Annotated in this window: 23 protein-coding genes; 9 read left to right on the forward strand and 14 right to left on the reverse strand. The window is 74.2% G+C overall.

Features of this window, described 5'->3' with window-relative positions; genetic code table 11:
- Window positions 1-162 precede the first annotated feature (162 nt).
- From AB0D67_RS21515 to AB0D67_RS21530, 4 genes are all read left to right on the forward strand, one after another.
- Window positions 163-723 carry an AAA family ATPase gene (locus AB0D67_RS21515; RefSeq protein ID WP_362938287.1) on the forward strand — a complete coding sequence of 187 codons (561 nt, stop codon included), beginning with the start codon at window positions 163-165 and terminating at the stop codon, window positions 721-723.
- A 52-nt stretch (window positions 724-775) separates the two neighbouring features.
- Window positions 776-1183, forward strand: coding sequence for a RidA family protein (locus tag AB0D67_RS21520; RefSeq protein WP_362938290.1), 408 nt, complete (start codon window positions 776-778; stop codon window positions 1181-1183).
- Window positions 1184-1311: 128 nt separating this feature from the next.
- Window positions 1312-3543 carry a protein kinase gene (locus tag AB0D67_RS21525; protein WP_362938293.1) on the forward strand — a complete coding sequence of 744 codons (2232 nt, stop codon included), beginning with the start codon at window positions 1312-1314 and terminating at the stop codon, window positions 3541-3543.
- Window positions 3544-3736: 193 nt separating this feature from the next.
- Window positions 3737-4939 (forward strand): M20 family metallopeptidase, encoded by a 1203-nt coding sequence (locus tag AB0D67_RS21530; protein WP_362938296.1) that lies wholly within the window; start codon window positions 3737-3739, stop codon window positions 4937-4939.
- A gap of 29 nt (window positions 4940-4968) precedes the next feature.
- Here the strand turns inward: AB0D67_RS21530 and AB0D67_RS21535 are convergent, their stop codons facing one another.
- The 10 genes from AB0D67_RS21535 to AB0D67_RS21580 form a co-directional block, all read right to left on the reverse strand.
- A complete protein-coding gene (locus AB0D67_RS21535) occupies window positions 4969-5607 on the reverse strand; it encodes a bifunctional 4-hydroxy-2-oxoglutarate aldolase/2-dehydro-3-deoxy-phosphogluconate aldolase (RefSeq protein WP_362938299.1) in 639 nt (212 codons plus the stop codon).
- A gap of 36 nt (window positions 5608-5643) precedes the next feature.
- On the reverse strand, window positions 5644-6600 hold the full coding sequence (locus tag AB0D67_RS21540) for a sugar kinase (protein WP_362938302.1): 957 nt from the start codon (window positions 6598-6600) through the stop codon (window positions 5644-5646).
- Between the two features lie 109 nt (window positions 6601-6709).
- On the reverse strand, window positions 6710-7150 hold the full coding sequence (locus AB0D67_RS21545; RefSeq protein ID WP_362938305.1) for an SMP-30/gluconolactonase/LRE family protein: 441 nt from the start codon (window positions 7148-7150) through the stop codon (window positions 6710-6712).
- Window positions 7147-7947, reverse strand: a complete 801-nt coding sequence (locus tag AB0D67_RS21550) for an FCD domain-containing protein (protein WP_362938308.1) — start codon at window positions 7945-7947, stop codon at window positions 7147-7149. The genes AB0D67_RS21545 and AB0D67_RS21550 overlap by 4 nt, the downstream gene beginning before the upstream one ends.
- A 33-nt stretch (window positions 7948-7980) precedes the next feature.
- A complete protein-coding gene (locus AB0D67_RS21555; RefSeq protein WP_362938311.1) occupies window positions 7981-8787 on the reverse strand; it encodes a hypothetical protein in 807 nt (268 codons plus the stop codon).
- On the reverse strand, window positions 8781-9926 hold the full coding sequence (gene dgoD / locus AB0D67_RS21560; protein ID WP_362938314.1) for a galactonate dehydratase: 1146 nt from the start codon (window positions 9924-9926) through the stop codon (window positions 8781-8783). The genes AB0D67_RS21555 and dgoD overlap by 7 nt, the downstream gene beginning before the upstream one ends.
- Before the next feature lie 11 nt (window positions 9927-9937).
- Complete coding sequence (locus AB0D67_RS21565) at window positions 9938-10780, reverse strand: SDR family oxidoreductase (protein WP_362938317.1); 843 nt, start codon at window positions 10778-10780, stop codon at window positions 9938-9940.
- Complete coding sequence (locus tag AB0D67_RS21570; protein WP_362938320.1) at window positions 10777-11802, reverse strand: ABC transporter permease; 1026 nt, start codon at window positions 11800-11802, stop codon at window positions 10777-10779. Before AB0D67_RS21570 ends, AB0D67_RS21565 begins: the two co-directional genes overlap by 4 nt.
- Window positions 11799-13337, reverse strand: coding sequence for a sugar ABC transporter ATP-binding protein (locus AB0D67_RS21575; RefSeq protein ID WP_362938323.1), 1539 nt, complete (start codon window positions 13335-13337; stop codon window positions 11799-11801). Before AB0D67_RS21575 ends, AB0D67_RS21570 begins: the two co-directional genes overlap by 4 nt.
- A 34-nt stretch (window positions 13338-13371) precedes the next feature.
- Complete coding sequence (locus AB0D67_RS21580) at window positions 13372-14391, reverse strand: substrate-binding domain-containing protein (protein WP_362938326.1); 1020 nt, start codon at window positions 14389-14391, stop codon at window positions 13372-13374.
- 336 nt (window positions 14392-14727) lie between these two features.
- Between AB0D67_RS21580 and AB0D67_RS21585 the strand changes: the two genes are divergently transcribed.
- From AB0D67_RS21585 to AB0D67_RS21600, 4 genes are all read left to right on the forward strand, one after another.
- Window positions 14728-15837 carry a C39 family peptidase gene (locus AB0D67_RS21585; protein ID WP_362938362.1) on the forward strand — a complete coding sequence of 370 codons (1110 nt, stop codon included), beginning with the start codon at window positions 14728-14730 and terminating at the stop codon, window positions 15835-15837.
- A gap of 2 nt (window positions 15838-15839) precedes the next feature.
- Window positions 15840-17789 carry a prolyl oligopeptidase family serine peptidase gene (locus AB0D67_RS21590; protein WP_362938329.1) on the forward strand — a complete coding sequence of 650 codons (1950 nt, stop codon included), beginning with the start codon at window positions 15840-15842 and terminating at the stop codon, window positions 17787-17789.
- 24 nt (window positions 17790-17813) lie between these two features.
- Window positions 17814-19082: a M20/M25/M40 family metallo-hydrolase gene (locus tag AB0D67_RS21595; RefSeq protein ID WP_362938332.1), complete on the forward strand. Its 1269-nt coding sequence runs from the start codon at window positions 17814-17816 to the stop codon at window positions 19080-19082.
- 138 nt (window positions 19083-19220) lie between these two features.
- Window positions 19221-20210 (forward strand): LuxR C-terminal-related transcriptional regulator, encoded by a 990-nt coding sequence (locus tag AB0D67_RS21600; protein WP_362938335.1) that lies wholly within the window; start codon window positions 19221-19223, stop codon window positions 20208-20210.
- A 143-nt stretch (window positions 20211-20353) separates the two neighbouring features.
- On the opposite strand, the gene AB0D67_RS21605 is transcribed toward AB0D67_RS21600, so the two are convergent.
- The 3 genes from AB0D67_RS21605 to AB0D67_RS21615 form a co-directional block, all read right to left on the reverse strand.
- Window positions 20354-20797, reverse strand: a complete 444-nt coding sequence (locus tag AB0D67_RS21605) for an ATP-binding protein (protein ID WP_362938338.1) — start codon at window positions 20795-20797, stop codon at window positions 20354-20356.
- A 231-nt stretch (window positions 20798-21028) separates the two neighbouring features.
- Window positions 21029-21787, reverse strand: a complete 759-nt coding sequence (locus AB0D67_RS21610) for a DUF1206 domain-containing protein (protein ID WP_362938341.1) — start codon at window positions 21785-21787, stop codon at window positions 21029-21031.
- A 103-nt stretch (window positions 21788-21890) separates the two neighbouring features.
- Window positions 21891-22823: a Ppx/GppA phosphatase family protein gene (locus AB0D67_RS21615; protein WP_362938344.1), complete on the reverse strand. Its 933-nt coding sequence runs from the start codon at window positions 22821-22823 to the stop codon at window positions 21891-21893.
- 135 nt (window positions 22824-22958) lie between these two features.
- Between AB0D67_RS21615 and AB0D67_RS21620 the strand changes: the two genes are divergently transcribed.
- Entirely contained in the window at window positions 22959-24110 is a 1152-nt protein-coding gene (locus AB0D67_RS21620; protein ID WP_362938347.1) for a polysaccharide pyruvyl transferase family protein, read from the forward strand.
- A gap of 373 nt (window positions 24111-24483) precedes the next feature.
- On the opposite strand, the gene AB0D67_RS21625 is transcribed toward AB0D67_RS21620, so the two are convergent.
- Window positions 24484-25647 carry an acyl-CoA dehydrogenase family protein gene (locus AB0D67_RS21625; protein ID WP_362938350.1) on the reverse strand — a complete coding sequence of 388 codons (1164 nt, stop codon included), beginning with the start codon at window positions 25645-25647 and terminating at the stop codon, window positions 24484-24486.
- Window positions 25648-25726: the final 79 nt, after the last annotated feature.

Raw genomic sequence — 25726 nt, forward strand, 5'->3', positions numbered from 1 at the left:
GGCTGCGGCTCCGGCTCCGGCTCCGGCGGCATCGGAACTCCTCTCCGGCGGAGACGCCGGGAAGCTCATGGGCTGAGCCGGCATGCGCCGCCGGTACGGTCACCGTACCGGCGGTGTTTCCGCGCTCGGCCGGGAAAACAGTACGGCGTGCCAGAATGCACCATGACGCTGCCGACGCTGACCGTGGTGAGCGGGCCTCCGGGCTCCGGCAAGACGACCCTGGCCCACCGGCTCGCCCGGGAGCTCGGCCATCCGGCGATCATCCGTGACGAGATCAAGCAGGGCATGACCGACGCCGCCGACGGCCGCGACCCCGGGGCGAGCGCGGCGCTCAACCTGCCGGTCCTGAGGGTGTTCTTCGACGTCCTCGGCCTGCTCACACGGGCCGGTGTCAGCGTGGTCGCCGAGGCCGCGTTCCAGGACCGGGTGTGGCGGCCGAACCTTCAGCCGCTCACCGGTCTCGCGCGGATCCGCGTCATCCGCTGCGTCGTCGACGCCGCGCTCGCGGGCGAGCGCATCGCCCGGCGCGCCGCCCATGACGCCCACCGGGCCGCCCATGCCGACCACGACCTGCTGAAGGCGATCGCGGCGGGTGAGCACGACCTGGCCGCCTTCGGCTGGATCAGCATGGAGCTGCCGACGTTGACCGTGGACACCACCGGCGACTACGACCCGCCCCTGCCCGACATCGCCGCCTTCGCCACGGAACGCGCCGCCTCGTGAGACGGGGTCTCCGCGTGCCTCCGGCCCCGGATCCGGGCGGTACGGTCTCCCCGTGACGGAACGACGTGCGATTCTCAGCGGCTCCACCTTCGAGGAGGAGATCGGTTACGCCCGGGCGGTGGTGGACGGGGATCTGGTCCACGTGTCGGGCACCACCGGGTTCGACTACGCGACCATGACGATCTCCGACGACGTGGTCGAGCAGGCCGAGCAGTGCCTGCGCAACATCGGCGCGGCTTTGGCCGAGGCGGGCTGCTCGTTCGCCGACGTCGTGCGGGTGCGGTACCTGCTGCCTGACCGCGAGGACTTCGAGCCCTGCTGGCCGACGCTGCGGCGTCACTTCGGTGAGGTCCGCCCGGCCGCGACGATGCTCGTGTGCGGTCTGGCCGATCCCCGGATGAGGATCGAGATCGAGGTAGACGCGCGCCGCCCCCGGACGCGGGACGCCTCCCCGGCCTGACCACCGGACGAAGCCTGACCACCGGACACCGCATACGGCATGGCCCCCGGGCGTGACCTGAGCCCCGCTCCGTCCGCGCCCGGATCGGGGGTGTCGTTCGCGGGCCGGGCGGACTAGCGTGCTGGATCATGACCGAGGCGGGCGGGCGGATGATCGGGGGGCGTTACCGGCTGGTCGAGGCGGTCGGCGCCGGGGGCATGGGCCGGGTGTGGCGGGGCCGCGACGAGCTGCTGGACCGTGAGGTCGCGGTCAAGGAGCTGATCCTCCCGCCGCACGAGGACGCGGCCCGGCGGCGGACGCTGGAACGGCGGGCGCTGCGCGAGGCGCGGGCGGCGGCCCGGCTGAGTCATCCCGGGATCGTCACCGTGCACGACGTCGTCGCCGGCGACGGTGGCCCGATGATCGTGATGGAGTTCCTCGACGGCCCCTCGCTGTCGGCGGAGATCAGGCGGCTGGGCCGGCTGACCCCGGTCCGGACGGCGCGGATCGGCCTGGCGATGGCCGAGGCGCTGGCGGAGGCTCACGCGGCCGGGATCGTGCATCGCGACCTGAAACCCGCCAACGTGCTGCTCGCCGGGGACCGGGTGGTGATCACCGACTTCGGCATCGCGCACCTGGCCGAAGAGACCGCCCTGACCACCTCCGGCGCGGTGCTGGGCACTCCGGCGTTCATGGCCCCCGAGCAGGCCGGTGACCTGCCGGTCACCGCGGCGGCCGACCTGTGGTCGCTGGGGGCGACGCTGTACGCCGCGGCCGAGGGCCGCCCGCCGTACACCGGGGCGACCGTGCTGGCGGTGCTGGCGGCCCTGATCACCGCCGAGCCCGCCCCGCCCGAGCACGCCGGGCCGCTGCTGGCTCCGGTCCTGACGAGTCTGCTGCGCCGGGACCCCGCGCGGCGCCCGGACGCCCGGCAGGCGGCGCGGGCGCTGGCCTCGATCATGGGCGCCGCGTCCGTCACCGCGACACCGCCTCCGACCCCGGCCCCGACCCCGGCTCCGGCTCCGGCTCCGGCTCCGGCTCCGGCTCCGCCGGCGGCTCCCGCACGATTGGAGGAGGCCCCGGTTCCGGCGCCGTTGGAGGCCCCGGTTCCGGCGCCGTTGGAGAAGGCGGCGGCCAGGGCGAAAACCCACGCGGGAGCCGCCACGCCGGATCCGGTGCGGCCGAAGACGACCACGCCCCCGGAACCGGCGCGGACGTCCGGGGCCTCCCCGTCCCGGCGCCGGATCCTGCTGCTGGGCGGGCTCGGCGTCCTGACCGCCGCCGTCCCGGGCGCGGTGCTCCTCCTCGGCCCGGAGACCGGAGCCGATCCGCAGACCGGAGCCTCCCCCGGAACCGGCGCCCCCGCGGACCGGTCCGGCGCCGGAACCCCGGATACGGCGGGCCGCACCGGCCGCTCCCCCGGCCCGTCCGGCTCCGGGACCCCGGGCCCGGCCGCGACCCCGGCGGTCATCCCGGACCCCGGCGGCACCGCCCCGCCGGGGTCCGGAGCGTGGCGCCCGGCCGCCGTGCTGACCGGTCACGCCGACCACGTCTACGCCGTGGCCTTCAGCCCCGACGGGCGGACGCTGGCCACCGGCGGCGGCGACGGCACGGTACGACTGTGGGACGTGGCGGGTCTCAGGAGCACGTCGGCGCTCACCCACGTCGGCCCCGTCTCCGCGGTGGCGTTCGGCCCCGACGGCAGGCTGCTGGCCGCGGGCGGCGACGACGTGCCGGTGCGGCTCTGGGACGCGAAGAGCCGCGCGCCCGTCGCCTCCCTCGGCGGCATGGGCCCCGGCGCGGCGCTCGCGTTCGCCCCCGGCGGGAGGATCCTGGCCGGGGGCGGCGACCGTGCCGTGCAACTGTGGGACGTGACCACCCGCCGGATCATCGCCACGCTGCCGCACGCCGACTTCGTGAGCGCGGTGGCGTTCAGTCCCGACGGGAGTCTCCTGGCCGCCATCGGCGGCGAGGAGACGGTCCGGCTGTGGGATGTGAAGAGCCGGAAGACCATCGCGGACCTGGCCGAACGCACCCGGGGTGTCTCCACCCTGGCGTTCGGCCCGGACGGGGGTCTCCTGGCCGGAGGCGGCGACGACGAGACGGTGCGGTTGTGGGACGTGGCGAGCCGGAAGGCCGTCGCCGTGCTCACCGGCCACCGCAACTACGTGTCCCGGGTGGTGTTCAGCCCGGACGGCCGACTGTTGGCCTCCGGCGGCGGCGACCGTACGGTGCGGTTGTGGGATGTGGCCGGCCGGAAGGCCGGGGCCGTCCTCACCGGTCACACCGAGGCCGTCTACGCGGTGGCGTTCGCCCCGGACGGCCGGCTGCTGGCCTCCGGCGGCGGCGACCGTACGGCACGGTTGTGGCGAGCCGGCTGACCGCCTGACCGGCGGAGCTGACGGCGCTCCGGAGGCCGGGTGCTCCCAGTGAGTTCACCTCAGCCTGTATGGCCAGGCGCCGGCGACCGCGGCGGGCCGTGGGGACCGCTCTTGGAACGGGGGCGGTGGGCGGTGCATCATCGAGATCCCGCCCCGCGACGGCCCCAGACCGGCCATTCGAAGGAGAACGCCCGTGTCCCAGCGCGCCGACCTGCACGACCTGCACGAGGAGCTCGTACGGCTCCGCCACGACCTGCACCGCGAGCCGGAGATCGGCCTCGACCTGCCGCGTACCCAGGAGAAGGTGCTGGGCTTCCTCGACGGGCTGCCGCTGGAGGTCGGCACGGGCCGGGCGCTGAGCTCGGTGACCGCCGTGCTGCGCGGGGCGCTGCCGGGGCCGGCCGTGCTGCTGCGGGGCGACATGGACGGCCTGCCGGTGACCGAGCGCACCGGCCTGCCGTACGGCTCGGCCGTCGAGGGGGCGATGCACGCCTGCGGGCACGACCTGCACACCGCGATGCTGGCCGGGGCGGCGCACCTGCTGTCGGCGCGCCGGGACCGGCTGGCCGGATCGGTGGTGTTCATGTTCCAGCCGGGCGAGGAGGGGCACGGCGGGGCGAGGATCATGCTCGACGAGGGGGTGCTCGAGCTGGCGGGCGAGCCGCCCGTCGCCGCGTACGGCATGCACGTGATCAGTGCGGAGATCCCGCACGGGCTGTTCGTCTCCAGGGCCGGGACGGCCATGGCTGCGGCGGACAAGCTGGGGGTCACGGTGCGCGGCCGGGGCGGGCACAGCTCGGCGCCGCACCGGGCCAAGGACCCGATCCCGGCGGCGTGCGAGATGGTGACCGCGCTGCAGACGATGGTGACGCGGGGCTTCGACGTCTTCGACCCGGTGGTGGTCACGGTGGGCAGCTTCCACGCGGGCACCGTCGACAACGTCATCCCCGACGAGGCCCGGTTCGAGGTGACCCTGCGGTCGTTCTCGGCCGAGGCGCACGCGCGGGTGCGGGAGGCGGTGCCGACGCTGGTGCGCGGCATCGCGGCGGCCCACGGCCTGGAGGCGGACATCGAGTACGTGGTGAACTACCCGGTCACCGTGAACGACCCGGCCGAGGCCCGGCACGTGGAGGAGACGGTCCGTGAGCTCCTCGGCGAGCACCGCCACCGTCCCATGCCGCGGCCGCTGACCGGGTCGGAGGACTTCTCCTTCGTCGGGCAGCGGGTGCCGTCGGCGTTCGTCTTCCTGGGCGCCTGCCCCAGGGACGCCGATCCGGGCGGGATGCCCTACAACCACTCGCCCGAGGCGTTCTACGACGACGGCGTGCTGGCGGACGGGGCCGCGGTCTACGCCGGGCTGGCCGAGCGGCGGCTCTCGGCCGCCGCACCCGCCTGACGGTCCCGTCACCGGTGTGCCGCCGGCCGTCACTCCGCGGCGGGGCCGGCGGCCTCCCGGAGCGCGGCGAGCAGGTTCCGTACCCGCTCGCGGGTCTCGCCGGGCCCGCCGGAGGTCAGCGCGGATCCCATCCCGCAGGCGACGGCCCCGGCGGCGATCCACTCCGGCGCGGTGTCCGCGGTGACGCCGCCGGTGGGCACCAGCGGCGCCTGGGGCAGAGCCGCCCGCACGTCGCGCAGCCAGCCCGGTCCGAACGCGGAGGCGGGGAAGAGCTTGACCGCGTCGGCGCCCAGTTCCAGGGCCCGCACGATCTCGGTCGGGGACGCCGCGCCCGGGATGACGGGCACGCCGTACCGGTGGCCGGTGCGGATCACCTCGGGGTGCAGGCTCGGCGAGACCAGGAAACGGGCCCCGGCCTCGACGGCGGCGCGCGCGGCGGCCTCGTCGAGGACCGTGCCGGCGCCGACCAGCGCGTCCGGCGGGGCCTGCGCGATCGTCTCGCGGATCGCGCGCAGCGCGTCCGGCGTGGTCAGCGCCACCTCCAGCGTGCGCAGGCCGGCGTCCAGCATGCCGCGCGCCACGTCGGTCGCCTCGGCCGCGCCCGCGGACCTGACGATGCCGATCACCCGTTGCGCGACGGCCCGGCGGGTGATCTCCCAGCGGTACATCTTTGTTTTCTCCTCGTCTCGTTCCGTTCCGGCCGTTCAGCGGTGCACGGTCTCGCCGCCGTCGACGAACGCGGCCAGCGCGCGGTCGCGCTGGGACGCCGACGGCAGGCCCTCGACGTCGGTGACCGACTGGATCGTCAGGGCGGCGACCGTGGCGCCCTCCGCCAGCGCCCGCTCCGGGCCGAGCCCGCGCAGCGTGGCCGACAGGAACCCGGCCGCGAACGCGTCCCCCGCCCCCACCGGGTCCACCACGGGCACCTCGAAGGCGGGCCGGTTCCAGGAGCCCTCGGCGGTCACGGCCGTCGCCGACCGGTCGGGGTTCTTGACCACCACGGTGCCGACGCCGTCCGCCCGGAGCCCGGCGACGGCGTCGGCGGCGCGCCGGCCGGTCAGGAGCTCCAGCTCTTCCGCGCCGGCCAGCAGGATGTCCGCGCGGGACAGCAGCGGCTCCACGACCTCCCGCCACCGCCCGGCGTCGCCGAGCTTGCGGCGGACGTTGGGGTCGAAGGACACCGGGACGCCCCGCTCACGGGCCAGCTCCAGCAGCCGTCCGGTCGCCCGGCGGGTGTCCTCCGACAGCATCGGCGTGATGCCGGTCAGGTGGAGCAGCCGGGCGCCGTCCAGTGCCCCGGGGCCGGGCCAGTCGCCGGAGGCGTGGCAGGCCGCCGATCCGGCCCGGTGGTACTGCACGTCGATCGCCCGGGCGGGGTGGCTGTCGCGGATGAGCACCCCGGTCGGGTGCCGCTCGTCGGTCTGCGCGTGCGACAGGTCGACGCCCTCCGCGCGCAGGTCGGCGAGGACCGCCTCGCCCGCCGGGTCCGCGCCGACCCGGCCCAGCCACCGTACGGCGTGGCCGAGCCGTGCCAGTCCGATCGCAACGTTGCCCTCGGCTCCGGCCACCGAGCGGCGGAAGCTGCGGGCGCGGGCCAGCGGCACTCCGGGCTCGGCCACCATCAGGAGCATGCACTCCCCGTACGTCACGACCTCGGCCACAATCCCACCTCATTAAATATTATTTAATCGACCACTGTTGCCGTGATGATCGCCGCCGTCCCGGCTCCTCCCGCCCCGGGAACCCACGATGGCCGTACGGCGGGGGCCCTCACCGGAAACCGTGTTCCAGCGGGGCGCCCTCGGCCCCGGGGAGGCGCAGCCGCCACAGCGCCCCGCCGGAGTGCGCGGTGACGCTGTCGCCGAGCCGGCCCCCGTCGGTCACGTAGAGCGCGTCGCCGTCGAAGGCGCAGTTGGTGGGCGTCACCGGGCCGGTCAGCCGGGCCGTCTCGCGCCCTCCGGCGTCGAGGACGTGCACCGCCCCGGAGCCGACCCCGGTGACGAACAGCCGCCCGTCCGCCGCGGCGCACAGGCCGTCCACGAGCGCGCGTTCGTCGTCGAAGACGTGCAGGACCCGGATCGCGCCGCCGGCCGTACGGTGGACCACCCGGCGGGTGTACGACTCGGTCCAGATCACCCCGTCGCCGCCGGGGTGGGCGATGATCCCGTTGGGGTACACCGGCCCGAGGTCGGCGACCACCTCGGCCGTCATCTCACGCCTCCCGCGGCGGCGCTTCCCGCGGCCGGTCCCCCGGCGGAGACGTCGGCGGCCTCTCCGCCGGAGGCTTCGGCGGCCTCCGCGGCGGCCCGCCCGCCGCCCAGCCGCCGGACGTCGCGGGTGGCCTCGTCGAGCAGCGCCAGCATGCGGTTCCGCGCGCCCTCGGCGTCCTGGTCGCGTACGGCCTCGGCGACGTCGCGGTGCCACTCGTAGCCGCGCTTGATCGACACGCGGTGGCCGTGGACGTAGCGGTCGCGGGCCTGCAGACCGATCTCGATGACCACGGCGAGCTGCTCCACCAGCTCGTTGTGGGTCGCGGCGATGAGCGCCCGGTGGAACCGCAGGTCGGCGTCGACGATGGACTCGTCGGCGGGGTCGGCCCGCTCCATGTCGGCCAGCGCCGCCTCCATCTCCGCCAGGTCCTCCCCGGTGCGGCGACGGGCGGCGAGGGCGGCCGCCGACGGCTCGACCATGGCCCTGATCTCGGCGAGCTTCTCCAGCATCGACGGGTCGGTGAACGCCTCGAACTGCCAGCGGAGCACGTCCGGGTCGATGAGGTTCCAGGCCCGCCGCTCGCGCACGAACGTTCCCCGCTTGGGCCGGGCGTCGATCAGCCCCTTGCCCGCCAGCACCTTGAGCGCCTCGCGGATCGCGGTCCTGCTGACGTCGAACTCGACGGCGAGGGCGTCCATGTCGAGGGTGTCCCCGGGGACGAGCTCGCCCCTGACGACGCGCAGCCCGACGCCGTCCACGACCCGGCCGTGCATCCCCCGGTCCGGATATCTCCTCATGCCTCCCGCTCTCCTGTCGTCCGCAGGTGGTGATCAGCCATGTTCGACGACCACCCGCCAGGTCGTCCTCCCGGAGGCGGGCACGGCCGCCGTCTCGCCGTCCGCCGCCTGTGAGCGATCATGCACGGCGCCGAGCATAGGCTCCACCCCGAAGCTGCGGTAGGGCGGGCCGCCGTCCCAGGCGTATCCGCCGAGGTTCCGCCAGACGCCGAACCCCACGGGGCCGTGCTCGCTCTCCAGGCCGAACCGCAGCGCCGCCTCCCCCGTGGTGACGCGCAGCGACGCCAGCCCCGGCAGCAGGCAGAACGCCGCGCCGCCGTCGTCGGGGCCGAGCACGTCGAACCGGCCGGTCCCGGCGGGGCGCGGCCAGCGCCCGGTCAGGGGGCCGGGCCCGCCGTACGGCCACACCCGGGCGGGGTGACCGTGCGGGACCTCGACCCGGAGGCCCGGCTCGGGGACCAGCAGCGCGTGGAAGGCCCAGACGAACGGGTATCCCGGCTTCGCGCGCAGCTCGTAGTCCACCGTGATCCGCTCCCCGGCGGTGATCCGGCGCGAGAGGCGGTAGTCGCCGGTCTCCACGGCGGCCTCGGCGGCGTCGCCGGTCCACGGCAGCGCCCAGACCTCGCCGTGGTCGGGCTCGCCGACGACGGTGGGGAAGCACTCCTCGACCCCGCCCACGTCGACGAAGGCCGCACCGGGCGTCACCCCGGCACGCCGCGGGTCGGGCCGGGACCACAGCCACTCGCGCCCGCCGGGGCCGGTGAGCGAGTCCCACCGGCCGCCGCGCCGGACGTCGACCGCGACGCGGAACCCGCCGGGGCCCCCGAGCACGCTCACCATTCGGTCAGGCTCCCGTCGTCGCGCCGCCAGACGGGCGAACGCCAGCGGTGGCCGCGGGCCGCCGCGCGCTCCACCTCGGCGGCGTCCACCTCGATGCCGAGCCCGGGGGCGTCCATCAGCGGCACGTGGCCGTCGGCGTAGGCGAAGACGGTGGGGTCCACCAGGTAGTCCAGCAGGTCGGCGTGCTCGTTGTAGTGGATGCCGAGGCTCTGCTCCTGGATGAGCAGGTTGGGGGTGGCGAAGCCGACCTGGAGGCTGGCCGCCAGGGCGATCGGCCCGAGCGGGCAGTGCGGCGCGAGGGACACGTCGTGCACCTCGGCCAGCGCGGCGATCCGCCGGGTCTCGGAGATCCCCCCGGCGTGGGAGATGTCGGGCTGCGCCACCGCGATGCCCGCCTCCAGGGCGGGGCGGAAGTCCCAGCGGGAGTACAGCCGCTCGCCGGTGGCGATGGGGATGCTCGTCGAGGCGGTCACCGCCGCCAGCTCACGGGTCAGCTCGGGCACCACCGGCTCCTCGACGAAGAAGGGCAGGTACGGCTCCAGCAGCGGCAGGACCCGCCGTGCCATGGGCAGCGTCATGCGGCCGTGGAAGTCGAGTGCGACGTCGACCCCGTCGCCCACCGCCTCACGCACCGCGGCGAGCCGGGCGGCGATCTCCTTCGTCTCGGCGGGCGTGTCCAGGAGCCGCAGCGCCCCCGAGGCGTTCATCTTGACCGCGGTGAAGCCCGCCTCGACCTGGGCGAGCGCCGCCTCGGCGACGTCGGAGGGGGTGTCGCCGCCGATCCAGCTGTAGACGCGGATCCGGTCACGGACCGGGCCGCCCAGCAGGCGGTGCACCGGGACCCCGTACGTCTTGCCCGCGATGTCCCACAGCGCCTGGTCGATCCCGGCGACGGCGCTGGACAGCACCGGGCCGCCCCGGTAGAAACCGCCCCTGGTCAGGACCTGCCAGTGGTCCTCGATGCGCAGCGGGTCGGCGCCCATGAGGTAGTCGGACAGCTCCTCGACGGCCGCCGCCACCGTGGCGGCCCGGCCCTCGACCACCGGCTCCCCCCAGCCGGTGATCCCCTCGTCGGTGTCGATCCGCAGGAACAGCCAGCGGGGGGCGACCGGGTAGGTCTTGAGTGAGGTGATGCGCATGGGTCCTTCGATCAGTCCGAGTCCTTGACGACGCTCCAGCCGCCGTCGACGGTCAGCGAGGCGCCGGTGACGTAGGAGGCCTCGTCGCTGGCGAGGAACGCCACCGCGGCCGCCACCTCCTCGGGCGCGCCGAGCCGTCCGGCGGCCGTGGCGCGGGCGCTGCGCTCCCGGCCGGCCTCGTCGACGCCGTCCCAGGCGGCGGTGAGGACGGGGCCCGGCAGCACGGCGTTGACCCGGACCTCGGGCCCGTACTCCACCGCGAGCTGGCGGGACAGGGACAGCAGGCCGCCCTTGGAGGCGGCGTAGGCGGGCCGGCCGGGCAGGCCGAAGTTGGCGTGCACGCTGGAGACGGCGACGACCGCGCCGCGCGAGCGGCGCAGCTCCCCGGCGAAGGCGGCGACGCCGAGGTATAGGCCGGTGAGGTTGACGGCGAGCTGGGCGTTCCAGTCCGCCAGGCCAACCTCGTGGGCGGCTCCCGCGCGCAGCGTGTAGGCGTTGCCGACCAGCACGTCCAGGCGGCCGTGGAGGTCCAGGACCAGTTCGCGCAGCGCCCGCCAGTCCTCGGGCGAGGAGACGTCGCAGCGGGCGTGGCGGGTCCGCGGCGTCGCGGCGGCGAGCCGCCCGCCGGCCTCGTCGTCGACGTCGGCGACGACCACCGAGGCGCCCTCGGCGGCCAGGCGCCGCACGACGGCGGCGCCGATGCCGTGGGCGCCGCCGGTGACGACGGCGGCCCTGCCCTCGAAGCGCCCGCCCGCGCCGGAGGTCCCGCCGCCGGAGGCAGGACCGTCCACGCCGGAGGCCGGGCCGTTCGTCCCGGGGACCTGGCCGCCCGCCCCGGAGGCCGGGCCGCTCACGCCGGGAGCCCCACGCGGCGCTCGCCGCTGCGGACCTGCTGGATGACCACGGCCACGACCAGCAGGAGGCCCTTGGCGACGTTCTGCCAGAAGGGGTTGATGCCCAGCAGCGTCATGCCGTTGGTGAGCACGCCGAGCAGCACCACGGCCAACAGGGTGCCGCTGACCGCGCCCTTGCCGCCGCGCATGGCGCAGCCGCCGAGCGCCGCGGCGGTGATCGCCTCCAGCTCCAGTCCCTCGGAGCCGGAGATCGGCTGGCCCGAGCCGGTCCTGGCGGTGATCAGCACGCCGCCCAGGGTGGCGATGACGCCGGTCGCCAGGTAGACGCCCAGGATGTAGCGGTTGATGTTGATCCCGGCCAGCCGGGCCGCGATGTCGTTGCCGCCGATCGCGTAGATGTTGCGGCCGATGTCGGTGTACTTCAGCAGCACGTGTACGGCCAGCGCCACGATGATCAGCACCCAGATGAGCGTCGGGATCCCGGCGACGGCTCCCCGGGCGAGGAAGACGAAGACCGGGTCGCTCCCGGTGTAGCCCTGCGCGCGGCCGTTGGAGACGAGCTGCGCCACGCCCTTGAACGCGGCCAGGGTGGCCAGGGTGGCGATCACCGGGTTGACCCGGCCGTAGACGATGACGCACCCGTTGACCAGCCCGCACAGCGCGCCGATCACGAGGGCGCCCAGGATGCCGAGCGGGGCGCTCCCGGTGGTCGCCGTGAAGATCATCGCCGAGCCGACGGACGCCAGGCCCGCGACGGAGCCGACGGAGATGTCCAGGGCGCCGAGGATGATCACCATGGTCTGGCCGATGGCCAGCAGGCCGGAGATCGCCACGGCGGTGCCGATCGTCTTGAGGTTGGCGGTGCCGAAGAACACCGGCTCGCGGGCGCCGATCAGCGCGACGAGCAGCACGAGCGCGATGAGAAGGCTGATGTTCTGCACGCCCGCGCCGTCGAGCACCCGGCGCACCGCCGAACGCCGTTCCGGCGCCGCGGTGGGCGCCTCCACCCGGGTCTGACTCACTGCCCCGCTCCCTCACTGGTGATCTGGTCGGCCATGGCGAGGGCGAGCACCTGCTCCTCGCCGGCCTGGCGCCGGTCCAGCTCTCCGGTGACGCGGCCGTTCTGCATGACGACGATCCGGTCGGCCAGGCCGAGCACCTCGGGTAGTTCCGAACTGATGACGAGCACGGCGACGCCGTCCGCCGCCAGCCGGTCGATGATGGAGTAGATCTCCGCCTTGGCGCCGACGTCGACGCCGCGGGTCGGCTCGTCGAGGATGAGCACCTTGGGCCTCCTCGCCAGCCAGCGCGCCAGGACGACCTTCTGCTGGTTGCCGCCGGACAGGCGGCGCACCTCCGTCTCCACGGACGGCGCCTTGACGCGCAGCCGGTCGGCGTACTCGCGCACCAGCGCCCGCTCGGCGGCCCGCCGTACCAGGTGGAACCGGCTCAGCCGGTCCAGCACGGCCAGTGAGACGTTGTCGCGGACGGAGCGGTGCAGCAGCAGCGCCTGGGCCTTACGTTCCTCGGGGGCCAGCCCGATCCCGGCGCGCACCGTGTCGGACGGGGAGCGCGGCCGCAGCCGGCGGCCCTCCAGCAGCACCTCGCCGGAGCGGATCGGCAGGTCGCCGACGACGGCGCGGGCCAGCTCGCTGCGCCCGGCGCCGACCAGGCCGGCGAGCCCGACGACCTCCCCGGCGCGCACCTCGAAGGAGATGTCGGTGACGTCGTCGGTCGTGACGCCGTTCAGGGTGAGCACGGGCTCGCCGGGCCGGTTGCGCTCCCGCTGGAACATGGCGGACAGGTCGCGGCCGACCATCATCCGGACGAGCTCGTCCTCGCCGGTCTCCGCCGCGGGGCGCACGCCGGCCAGGCGGCCGTCCCGCAGCACGGCGACGCGGTCGGCCAGCCTGAGGATCTCCTGCATGCGGTGCGAGACGTAGACGATCGCGACGCCCTGGTCCCGCAGCCTGCGGATCAGCGCGAACAGCGCCGACACCTCGTGGTCGGAGAGCGAGGAGGTCGGCTCGTCGAAGGCCAGGACCCGCACCTCGCCGGTGAGGGCGCGCAGGATCTCCACGAGCTGGCGCTGGGCCGGCGACAGCCGCTCCCCCGGGCAGCCGGGGTCGATCGCCCCGGCGAAGCCGAGCCGTTCCAGGTCGGCGCGGGTCCGCTCGGCCAGCGCCCGGTGGCTGAACAGGCGGCCCTTGGCCGTCAGGGCGCCGACGTGGACGTTCTCGGCGACCGAGACGTGCGGGATGATCTCGGGTTCCTGGGCGATGACCCGCACCCCGGCGCGGCGCGCGTCGGCCGGGGAGCCGAAGGAGACCTCCTTCCCGCCGAGGAGCAGCCGGCCGTCGTCCGGCCGGTGGTCACCGGTGATGATCTTCAGTAGCGTCGACTTGCCCGCGCCGTTCTCGCCCATCAGGGCGAGCACCTCGCCGGGCCGGACGTCGAGCGTCACGTCGTCCAGCGCCCGCACGGCGCCGAACCGCTTGCCCAGGCCCTCCACGCGGAGGGCCGGGCCGCCCGTGGCCGGTTTCATGGTCGATGTCATGGCCGTCTTCCCACGTCGTACCGCATCGTGCCGGTCAGGTGCAGACCACGCCGGCCTGCTGCCAGGTGCCCGCGTCGACCATCTCCGTCTTGGCGATGGTCCTGGGGGGAAGCTCGGCCTCGCCGCGGACCTTCTTCACCAGCGCCCCGGCGGCGGACCTCCCGACCTCGGTGCCGCTGATGAACAGCGCCGCGCGGTTGCCGCTCTCCTTGCCGGCCTTCCAGTCCTTGCAGGTGAGGTAGGCGCCCAGGCCGACGCCGATGACGTCCTTCGCGCCGAACCCGGCGTTGGCCAGCGCGGTCACCGCTCCGGTCTCGCTCTCGTCGTTGCAGCCCCAGACCACCCAGTGCTTGACGGAGGCGTTGGCGGTGACGGTGGCCGCGGCCTTGTCCTGGGCCCCGGTCACGGTGTTGTCGGCGCCGAGGTCGATCTTCTTCACGCCGGTGACGCCCTCCTTCTGGAAGGCGTCCCAGGCGCCGCCGACCCGGTCCTGGCAGACCGACAGGTCCAGCTTGGTGACGCTGAGCACCGCGGTCTCCTCCGGCTTCCAGCCGGACTCCTTGAACAGCTCGGCGGCCTTCTTGCCGACCTGCTCGCCCATCATCGTGCCGTCGAATCCGACGAACGGGGCCTCCTTGCCGGAGCCGTCCTTGATGACGTCGTCGGAGGCCAGCAGCGGGATCCCGGCGGCGCGGGCCCGGTCGATGACCTGGGGGCCGATCTGCTGGTCGGGGACGACGACGGCGATGGCGTCGAACTTCTGGGCGATCGCGGTGTCGACCGCGCTGATCGCCTTGTCGGCGTCCTCGCCGACGTCGAACACGGTGACCTGGGCGCCGAGCCCCTTGGCGGCCTCCTTGGCGCCGTTCGCCTGGTCGACGAAGTACTGCTGGTCTCCCTGCTTCTGGATATAGGCGATCTTCACGGTCCCGTCCTTCTTGACCGTGGTCTCGCCGGAGGCCGTCTCCTGCCCGGAGGAGCAGGAGGCGGTGCCCGCGGCGAGGGCCAGGAGACCGAAGGTCATGCCGATCAGGCGCATCCGCACATGGATCATGGGGCGCGGTTCCTTCCACCGATGTCCACCCGTCCTCGGCGGGTGGCGAACATTAAATAGTATTTAATACACAGCACAGGAGAGCTTGTAAAGCGGTGAGGAGGGATCCGGCAGCCGGGCCCGGATCCCGGCCCGCGACACGCGGGCCGGGAACGCACCCACCGGACGGGGGCACGCCGGCGGCACATGAACCCGGGGGACGTGCCGCCGGCGTGCGGATCGGGAGCGCGCCCGCGTCACGCGGATCCGTGACGCGTGGACCGGGAGCGCGCCCGCGATACGTAAACCATCCGATGCGCCGCACCCGCCCCAGCGGCAACACTGGGCGGCGTGACCATGTCCTCCTCCGCCGGCGCGCGCCGCGTCGCCCTGCACCGGCGGGCGGACGTGGAGCCCCAGGAGATCGGCCTGGCCGACCACCGTGACCCGTTCGGCGACGCCGTCACGACCTGGAAGTACGCCCGCTGGACCGGTGAGGAGACGCCGATCGGCTTCCCCGCCGCCGAACTGGTGCCGTCATGGACGGCGAGCGCCCCGCCGGGGTCCTGGATCCAGGTCGAGCTGCGGGCCCGCACCGCGTCGGGCGACCTGACCCGCTGGTACGTGATGGGCCGCTGGGCCGAGGAGGACGGCGACATCCACCGCACCTCCCTGCCCGGACAGGGCGACGAGCACGGCGACGTCGCCGTGGACACCTACGTGGCGGCCCGCCCGGTGACGGCCTACAGGCTCAGGTTCACCCTGTACGGCTCGGGCGCGCGGGTCCACGGGACCGCGGTGATGGCCTCGGCCCCGGCGGACGCCGCTCCTCCGGACGCCGGGACCGTGCCGGCCGGGCACGTCGAGCTGGACGTGCCGTGCCGGTCGCAGAAGGTCCACGCCGGGCACTTCCCGCAGTGGGACGGCGGCGGGGCCAACTGGTGCGCCCCCGCCTCGACGAGCATGGTGCTCGCCTACTGGGGCCGCGGGCCCGCCGCCGCCGATCTGGACTGGGTCCCGCCGGACGACCCGTGCCCGGCCGTGGACCACGCCGCCCGCGGCATGTACGACCACGGCTACCAGGGCACCGGCAACTGGCCGTTCGGCGTCGCCTACGCCGGCCGCTACGGCCTCACCGGGTTCGTCACCCGGCTGCGCTCGCTCGCCGAGCTGGAACGCCTGGTCCGCGCGGGGATCCCGGTCATCACCTCGCAGTCGTTCCGGGAGCACGAGCTGCCCGGCTCCGGCTACTCCACCGGCGGCCACATCATGGTCGTCGCCGGCTTCACCGCGGACGGCGACGTGATCGTCAACGACCCCGCCGCCCCCGGCGACCACGAGGTGCGCCGGGTCTACCCGCGGGCCGCGTTCGGCGACGTCTGGCTCCGCTCGTCCGGCAGCGGGGGGATCGCGCACGTGATCCACCCGCCCGGCTTCTCCCTGCCCCCTTCCGACGGCAATTGGTGATCATGCTGAACGACTCTCCCATCCGCCCCGTCGACGTGGCCCGGGTGGACGACCGTCCCCTCTGGGTCGAGATCTCCGGGGAGGAGGTGTGGTGGGACGAGCCGCGTCCGCACGAGGGCGGGCGCAGGTGCGTGGTCCGGCGCGGCCCGGACGGCGTGCCGCGCGACGCGATCCCCCAGGGCTGGAACTCCCGCAACCGCCTCATCGAGTACGGCGGGCGCTCCTGGCGGCCGCTGCCGGACGGCGGCGTGGTGTTCACCGATTGGTCCGACCAGCGGATCTACCGGTACGGCGGGCGAACCGCGCCGGACGCCGCCGCCTCCGCCCCGGCCGGCGTCCCGGGCGCCGCGCCCGACGCCGTCCGGGACACCGCGCCGGACGCCGCCCCGGTGCCGCTGACCCCCGGCGACGGCGCCCGCTACGGCGACCTGTACCTGCCGCCGGGGCGCGCCGAGGTGTGGGCGGTGCGCGAGACGCACCCCGCCGGGCCCCGCCGCGACCTGGTGGCGGTCCCGCTGGACGGCGGCCCGGTGCGGGTGATCGCCTCCGCCCAGCACTTCCTGGCGAACCCGCGCCTGTCCCCCGGCGGCACGCACGTCGCCTGGATCGGCTGGGACCACCCGAACATGCCGTGGGACGGCACCGAGCTGTGCGTGGCCCCGCTGGACGCCGCCGGTACGGCCGGGCCGTACCGGGTCGTGACGGGCGGGCCCGAGGAGTCGGTGGTCCAGGCCGAGTGGCGCGACGACGGCGCCCTGTACGCGCTGACCGACCGCGACGGCTGGTGGAACCTGCACCTGGTGCCGCTGGACGGCGGGGAGCCTCGCAACCTCGCCCCGCTCGACGAGGAGTGCGGCGACGCGCCGTGGCGGCTGGGCAACACCTGCTTCGCGCTCGCGGGCGACCGGATCGTCCTGCTGCACGGCACCCCGGCCCGCCGCCGCCTCGGCGTGCTGGACCCGGAGACGGGGCGGATCGAGGACGTCGAGGCGCCGCCGACCTACTGGAACCCCACCGTCTCGGCCTCGGGTGACGTGGTGGCGGGCGTGGCGGCCTCGCCGTACACGCCGTTCGAGGTCTTCCGGGTGGACCTGCGGACCGGCGGGCACGAGGTGCTGTCGGCGCGCAAGGAGCTGCCGCCGCGCGAGGCGCTGCCGGAGCCGGAGGCGGTGACGTTCGACGGCGTGCACGCGCACGTGTACCCGCCGCGCGGCGTCACCGGGCCCGCCCCCTACGTGGTCTTCGTGCACGGCGGCCCGACCAGCGCGAGCACCATGGTCCTGGACCTGGAGATCGCCTACTTCACCAGCCGGGGCATCGGCGTGGCCGACGTGAACTACGGCGGCTCCACCGGGTACGGCCGCGCCTACCGCGAGCGGCTGCGCGGCGGGTGGGGCGTGGTGGACGTGCGCGACTGCGAGACGGTGGCGCGCGGCCTGGTCGCCGCGGGAAAGGCCGACCCGGACAGGGTCGCGATCCGGGGCGGCAGCGCGGGCGGCTGGACGTCGACGGCCGCGCTGGTGCACAGCACGGTGTTCCGGGGCGCGGTGGCCCACTACGCGATCACCGACCCGGAGGGCTGGGCGGCCGAGACCCACGACTTCGAGTCGCGCTACCTGGACGGGCTGATCGGCCCGCTGCCCGAGACCCGGCAGCGCTACCTGGACCGCTCCCCCACGCTGCACGCGGACCGCGCCTCCGGCCCGGCGCTGCTCATGCACGGCCTGGAGGACGCGATCGTCGACCCGGTCCAGGCCGAGCGGTTCGTCGCGGCGCTGGACCGCGCGGGCACGCCGTGGGCGTACATCACCTTCCCCGGCGAGCAGCACGGCTGGCGCCGCGAGGAGACGATCGTCGCCGCCCTGGAGGCGGAGCTGGCCTTCTACGGCCTGATCTTCGGCTTCCCGACACCCGAGGTGCCGCCCCTGGCGCTTAAGGGTATGCACCAATAATCCACTTTCGGGGGAGTTTTTTCGATGAACGAGGTCGCCCAGATCTGCTCGGACCTGATCAGGTTCGACACCACCAACCCCGGCTCGGGCGAGCGCCCGGCGGCCGAGCACGTCGCCGAGCTGCTGACCGACGCCGGCGTCGAGCCGGTGGTGTTCGAGTCGGCCGAGCGCCGTACCAGCGTGGTCGCCCGCATCCCGGGCGACTCGCCCGAGGCCCTGCTGATCCACGGCCACCTGGACGTGGTCCCGGCCGAACCGGCCGACTGGCGGGTCCACCCCTTCTCCGGAGAGGTCGCCGACGGCTGCGTCTGGGGGCGGGGCGCGGTGGACATGAAGGGCACGGTCTCCATGACGCTCGCCCTGGTCCGCGACTGGGCCCGGCGCGGCGTGCGGCCGAAGCGGGACCTCGTGCTCGCCTTCCTGGCCGACGAGGAGGCCACCGGCGAGTACGGCGCGCGCTACGCGGCCACCCGGCACCGGGAGCTGTTCGAGGGCTGCACCGAGGCGATCAGCGAGTCCGGCGGCTACAGCGTCCAGGCCCCCTCCGGGGCGCGGATCTACCCGGTCGCGGTGGGCGAGCGCGGCACCGCGTGGATGAGGCTCACCGCGACCGGCGTCGCCGGCCACGGTTCCAAGCCGCCCAAGGACAACGCCGTGGCCGAGTTGTGCCACGCGCTGTCCAGGATCGCCGCCCACCGCTGGCCGGTGCGGCTCACCCCGGGGGTGGCGGCGCTGCTCACCGAGCTGGGCGACATCCTGGGCGAGCCGATCGACCTCGACCGGCTGGAGGAGGAGGCCGACCGGCTGGGCTCGGTCGGCGCGCTGTTCGCGGCGCAGATCCGCAACTCGGCGAACCCGACCATGCTGGAGGCCGGTTACAAGGTCAACGTGATCCCCGGCACCGCGAGCGCGCACGTGGACGGCCGCTTCCTGCCCGGATACCGGGAGGAGTTCCTGGAGACGATCGACCGGCTGCTCGGCCCGAAGGTCACCCGCGAGTTCGTCAGCTTCGAGGACGCCCCCTCCGCGCCGGTGGACTCGCCGTTCTTCGACCGGCTCTGCGAGGCGCTCGTCGCCGAGGACCCGGCGGCGCGGCCGGTGCCGTACGTGATGTCGGGCGGCACGGACGCCAAGTCCTTCGCCGACATCGGCATCAGGGGGTACGGCTTCGCGCCCCTGATGCTCTCCCCCGACCTCGACTACTACGGCATGTTCCACGGCGTGGACGAGCGCGTCCCCGTCGAGGGCCTGGAGTTCGGCGTCCGCGTCCTGGACCGCCTGCTGGCCGCCTGACCGTCCGGCCGCGCACCGGGAGCGCCTCCGGGGCCCGGTGCGCGGCCGGAACAGCTCAGAAGGGCGCAGAAGACGCATCAGATAACTTACGTACTTCCTATTTAGGTTGGTTTGCGGCAGTCTGTGCGTGGAGGAGACATGGATCAGATCACCCTGAGCCCGCGCCACCTCCACGCGTTCACCGAAGTGGGCTTCCAGATCGCCGGGCGCGGTGGCGCGGCCGGCGCGATGCGCGCCCTGCGCGAGGTCGTCCCCCTGGACGCCTACGAGTTCGTCGCCTACGACCCCGTGACCGGCCGGCACCGCAGCCTGGTCGCAGGCGGCCACCCCCGGACGGACGACGACGCCGCGGAGGAGTACGCCCGCCTCGCCCCCTACCGCCGGGCCATGGACCTGCGGACGCCGCTGCCGATGGGCGCCCCCGGCACCGAGCGCTACTTCCGCCGCCACCTGGAACCGTACGGCTGGCGCTCCGGGCTGACCGCGCCCCTGTTCCTGGCGGAGGGCGGCGGAGACGGCCGGTACACCGGCCTGCTCCACCTGAACGCCCGCGACCCCGCCGCCTTCACCCCCGGGACCGGCACGCTGATCGGCGCCGTCTCCCCCGTCCTGGCCCACGTCACCGACCTGAGCCGCTGCGTGGTCAACCCGGTCGGCGTGCCGCCGGGCTTCCGCGCGGCGGCGTTCGACCGCAACGGCGACCGCCGGGACGTCGCCGGCGCCCCGCACTCGGCGGCCGTCGCCGCCGAGCCCGCCATGGCCGGGCTCGCCCGGGAGTTCATCGACTCGCGCGAGCTCAACCGGCGGGGCCTCTGGCTCGACGCCACCGGATGCTGGCACGAGGTACGGCTGATGCGCGCCGGGGTCGGGCCGCACGGCGCCCTCCAGGGGGCGGTGATCGCCGAGCGGCCGTGCGCGCCGCCGTACGAGCTGACCGCGCGGGAGGTCGAGGTGATCACCCGGGTCGCCCTCGGCGACTCCAACCCGCAGATCGCGGCGGCGCTGGTGCTGAGCGTCCGCACCGTCACCACCCACCTGGAGCACATCTTCGCCAAGCTGGGCTGCGAGAGCCGGACCCGGCTGACCACCAGGGCCCTGGCCGAGGGGCTGTGCCGGCTGTCCGTGTGACGGCCGGGGTGGCCGTGCGGGGTGCGGAACGGCCGTCCGCGTGAAGGCCGGGGGCGGGATGCCCGGGTGAGGCCGGGCCGGGGGCGGAGTGCCCGTGTGAGATCCGGGCCGCCGGCCGCGCCTTCGCCGGGCGGCCGTCGAGGTCAGCGGACGCCGGCCAGCCGGGGCTCGGGCACCGCGGCCGGCTCCAGCACGAGCTCGAACCAGACCCGGTTGGACCCGGCCTCCCTGACCAGGCCCCAGCGGTGCGCCAGTGCCTCCACCAGCGGCAGGCCGCGGCCGCCGGTGGCGTCGGCCGGGGCGCGGCACACGCACGGCGCCGCCGCCGACCCCTCGTCCTGGACGCAGACCCGCACCCCCGAGGCGGAGCAGGCGACGGTGACGGTGAACGCCCCGCCGCTCCCCGACCGGGAGTGGACGATCGCGTTGGTGGCGAGCTCGCTGGTCAGCAGCACGCAGTCGTCGTGGAGCGGGTGGTCGCGCCCGAGCGTGACCGACACCAGGCGGCGTGCCCGCACCACCTGGTCGGGAGAACCCGCCAGGCGGAGAACCCATTCGCCGCCGTCGTACTCCGATGAGACGTCCATCTGGCCCCCTCCGAGGTGGTCCGCGCACTGAGAGGACGCGACGCTCCAAGAGGGAGATGTCTCACAAAAGTAGGAATCCGATGGCCCACCGGACAGTCAGGTCGGGCTTGCCAGGAGGGCCGCCGCCTGCATGGCCGCCTCCCGGACACCAGAAGGCCGCATCCGTCCCAGACGGATGCGGCCTTCCGGGGAAAACGCCGGTGGCGCGCTCCCCGCCCGGCGTCCGCCGCGCTACACCCGGTGCCAGCGCGCCTCGAAGAAGCAGTAGACCGCGAAGAGGAGCAGGCCGATCGCGATGAGGGCGAGCAGCCACGGGCCCGCGGGGGCGTCGGCCAGGGCGCGCAGCGTCGAGTCCATCCCCTTGGCCTTGTCCGGGTCGTAGGTGACCGCGGCCTGGATGACGAAGACGCCGGCGACCGCGGCGATCACACCCCGGGCGATGTAGCCGGCCATGCCGAGCTTCTCGGCCAGGTTCCGCACCTTCGGCGGCATCTCACCGGTGCGCATGTTCTTGAGGAACTTCTTCTTCCATCCCCGGTACGCCCAGTACGCGCCGAGGGCGATCAGCCCGAGCCCCGCCAGGCCGACCAGGAACTGCCCGCCGGGCAGGTCCATCGCCTTGGCGGTCAGGTCGTGGGAGCTCTTGTCGGTCGAGCTTCCCGGGTCTCCCTTCAGCAGCGTGCTGACCAGTGCCGCCACGATGAGCCCGTAGACCACCGTGCGCGCGACCGACTCGACGCGGTCCTTGGTCTCGCCGCGGCCGATGACGGCCTCCGACAGCTGCCAGAGGGTCAGCGCGACGAAGCCGGCGACCATCAGCCAGAGCAGCACCGTGCCGAAGGGCTGCTCGGCCACCGTCTCGATCGCGCCGGTCTTGTCGGCCTCCTTGCCCCCGCTGCCGCCCTCGAAGGCGATCTGCAGGGCCAGGAAACCGATCAGTCCGTAGAGGACGCCACGACAGGCCAGTCCGAGCCGGGTCAGCCTCTCCAACGTCCGACTGTTCGCCGCCCTGTGCGCGGCGCCTTCCACCTCTGCCTGAGCGCTGTTCATACTCATTCGCTCTTACCGGTCAAAGGGAGAGTAAACTTCACCCTCAGCTTTCCGGCATCGCGTCCAGCCGCCGGAGGATGACGCCCTCGCGCAGCGCCCACGGGCATACCTCCAGTTCGCCGACGCCCAGGAGGTCCATCGCCGCGTCGGCGACGATCGCCCCGGCCGGGAGCTGGGGCGCCCGCCCCTCGGACACCCCGGGCAGCGCCGCCCGCTCGCGCGCGCTCATCGCGACCAGCCGTCCCACCCATTCCACCAGGTCGGCGTGCCTGAGCACCCGGCGGACGCCGAGCCCCTCGGTGGAGGGCGCGGCCCCGGCGATCCTCGCGAGCTGGCGGAAGGTCTTGGAGGTGGCCACCGCGTGGTCGGGCCGGCCGTACCGGGTGGCAGCGGCCACGACCCGGGCGATCTCCGCCCGCACGTGCCGGCGCAGCTCCCGCGCCTCGGCGGGCGGGGGCGGGTCGGCGGTGAACCGGCCGCGGGTGAGCCGCCCGGCGCCCAGCGGCAGCGAGACCGCGACGTCCGGCTGCTCGTCGATCCCCGAGGCGATCTCCAGCGACCCGCCGCCGATGTCCAGCACCAGCAGCCGGCCGGAGGACCAGCCGAACCAGCGCCGCACCGCGAGGAACGTCAGCCTCGCCTCGTCCTGGCCGGACAGCACCTCGAGACCCACCCCGGTGGCGGCCCTGACCCGCCCGAGGACCTCCTCGCCGTTGGCGGCCTCCCGGACGGCGGAGGTCGCGAAGGCCATGAGGTCCTCGACGCCCTTGTCCTCGGCGATCCGCACGGCGTGCTCGACGCACTTGAGCAGCCGCTCGGCCCCGGCCTCCGACAGCCGCTCGCCGTCCTCCATGTGCTCGGCGAGCCGCAGCTCCTCCTTGTGGGAGTAGGCGGGCAGCGGCCTGGCGCCCCGATGGGCGTCCATCACCAGCAGGTGCACCGTGTTGGAACCGATGTCGAGAACGCCCAGTCGCATGGGATGAAATTACTACTGTTCGTCCCCTCGCCGGGCCGTACGGAGTCTCCCCCGGCAGGGCGTAACGGTCCTCCGCACGGGGTACTCACGTTGAAAAAGGACATAAATCCCTAAATGATGAAAGAAGGGATAAATATGAACGATGCTCGGGGGCCGACCGTGGGCATCCTCGGCTCGTACGGCGGCCGCAACCTCGGGGACGAGGCCATCCTGACCAGCATCCTCGACGGCATCCGGCGGGAGCGTCCCGACGTGACCCCCCTGGTCTTCTCCCGCTGCCCCGGCTACACGCACGCCCACTACCCCGGCGTCGAGGTGACCGGATGGGAGGGGATGAGCCGCGAACCCGTCTCCCAGGTCATCGCCCGCCTGGACATGCTGGTCCTCGGCGGCGGCGGCATCCTCTACGACACCGAGGCCCGCCGCTACCTGCGGGTGGCCCAGCTCGCCCTGGAACGGGACGTCCCCGTCTTCACCTACGCCCTGGGAGCCGGACCGCTCACCACCCGCACCGACTGCACGATGACGCGGGAGACCCTGACCTCCGCCGTCGCCGTCACCGTCCGCGACGAGGAGTCCCGGCTGGCGCTGGAGGAGGCCGGTGTGATGTCCCCGATCATCGTCACCGCCGACCCCGCCCTGCTGCTCGAACCCGAGCCGTTCGGCCGGGACATGCTGCGCGCCGAGGGCATCAGGGAGGGCACGCGGCTCGTCGGCATGAACGTGCGCGAACCCGGCTGCGCCGCCGAGCACCTCGACGTGCAGGGATACCACGAACTGCTCGCGCACCTCGGGGACTTCCTGGTCAACCGGCTCGACGCCGACGTCGTCTTCGTGCCGATGGAACGCGACGACATCCGGCACTCCCACGCCGTGGTGTCCCACATGAACGCCGCCGGCCGCTGCCGGGTGCTGCACGGCGACTACCGGCCCCGGCAGATCCTCGGCCTGACCCGGCACCTGGACCTCGCGGTCGGCATGCGGCTGCACTTCCTGATCTTCGCCGCGATGCGCGGCGTCCCGCTGCTGCCGCTGCCGTACGCGGGGAAGGTCTTCGACTTCGCCCAGCGGATCGGCGCGCCGGCCCTGCGGGGCGTGGTCAGGGAGGCCGCCGGCCCGCTGCTGGCCGAGGTCGACCGGGTGTGGGACGAGCGGCCCGCGCACACCGAGCGGATCAAGGCCCGCATCCCGGCCCTGCGCGCCATGGCCGCCACGACGGCCGAGTACTTCCTGGAACAGCTCGACCGCCTCACCCCGCACGCCGCCGTCTGGAGCCGGACGGCCTAGGACCTGTTTTGTGGATCTTCGCCGTGGCGAGGATCGGTCAGGTGGTCCCTCGCAAGGCGGAGGAGGAGGCCATAGCGGAGCTATGGGTGACGCGATTCCGGGGTCCCCGCGGAGAACGCGGAGCCTGCGGAGCGTTTCCGTGGGGCAGGGCGACAACGCGGCGAGGGGCCACCTGGGCGACCGCAGTAGGCGGAAAGATCCACAAAACAGGTCCTAGCCGGCGCCTCACGCCGCACCCCGCCCGGAGCCGGATGACCCGGCCGGAGCCCGGCGGGCGACGCGGAAGCGGGGTGATCCGGCCGGAGCCCGGCGGACGACGCGGGAGCGGGGCGGCCTCGCCGTACCGGTCCCGGGTGGCCCCGCCGTACCGGCCCTACCAGCCCAGCCGGCCCTTTCCGGAGATCAGCGCGCGGGCGATGACCATGCGCTGGACGTCGTTGGTGCCCTCCCCGATCGCCATCATCGGCGCGTCGCGGTAGAGCCGCTCGACCGTGAACTCCGGCGAGTAGCCGTACCCGCCGTGGACGCGCATCGACTCCAGCGACGCCCTGATCGCGACCTCGGAGGCGAAGTACTTGGCCATGCCCGCCTCCATGTCGGCCCGCTCCCCCGCGTCGGCCCGGGTGGCGGCCCAGTAGGTGAGCAGCCGGGCGGCCTGGATCTCGGTCGCCATGTCGGCCAGTTTGAGCTGGATCGCCTGGAAGTCGGCGATCGGCCGCCCGAAGGCGGCGCGCTGCCGGGAGTAGTCCAGCGCGGCGTCGTACGCCGCCTGGGCGACGCCGACCGCGCGGGCCGCGATGTTGATCCGGCCGAGCTCCAGCCCCGACAGGACCTGCTGCATGCCGCGCCCCTCGACGTCGCCCAGGAGGTTCGCGGCCGGGACCCGCACGTCGTCCAGCACGACCTCGCACGACTCGGTGCCCTTGTAGCCGAGCTTGGGGAGGTCCCGGCCCACGGTGAAGCCCTCGGCGGAGGCGTCCACCAGCAGCACCGACATGCCCCGGTGCGCCGGCTCGGTCCGGGACGTCTTCACCAGCACCGGCAGCGGGTCGGCGTGGCGGGCGTTGGTGATCCACGTCTTGACGCCGCGCACCACGTAGTGGTCCCCCTCGCGGCGGGCGGTCGTGGTGATGCCCTGAAGATCGGTTCCGGCGCCCGGCTCGGTCAGCGCGATACCGGTACGGCGGGCGCCGGTGGCCAGGTCCGGCAGGTAGGCGGCCTTCTGCTCGGCGGTGCCGTACCGGGCGATCATCGAGCAGGCCAGGGAGTGCGAGCCGATCGTGCCCGCCACCCCCATCCAGCCTCGGGAGATCTCCTCGAAGACCAGGGCGAAGGAGACCATGTCCGCCGCCAGCCCGCCGTACTCCTCGGGGACCGACAGTCCGAACAGACCCATCCGCTTCATCGTCTCGACGATCTCGGCGGGATGGCGGCCCGAGCGCTCCCACTCCGCGGCGACCGGCACGATCTCCCTGTCCACGAACGCGCGCAGCGTCTCGCGGAACGCCCGCTGCTCCTCGGTCAGTTCGAAGTCCATGTCGCTCCTCGGGAGGGGACCTAATACTCCAGCATCACTTTGTGACCTCTGGCTGTCTTCGCCGATAGTGGCTGATCTT

Source organism: Streptosporangium sp. NPDC048047 (assembly GCF_040653115.1).
In the GTDB taxonomy this organism is placed as follows: domain Bacteria; phylum Actinomycetota; class Actinomycetes; order Streptosporangiales; family Streptosporangiaceae; genus Streptosporangium.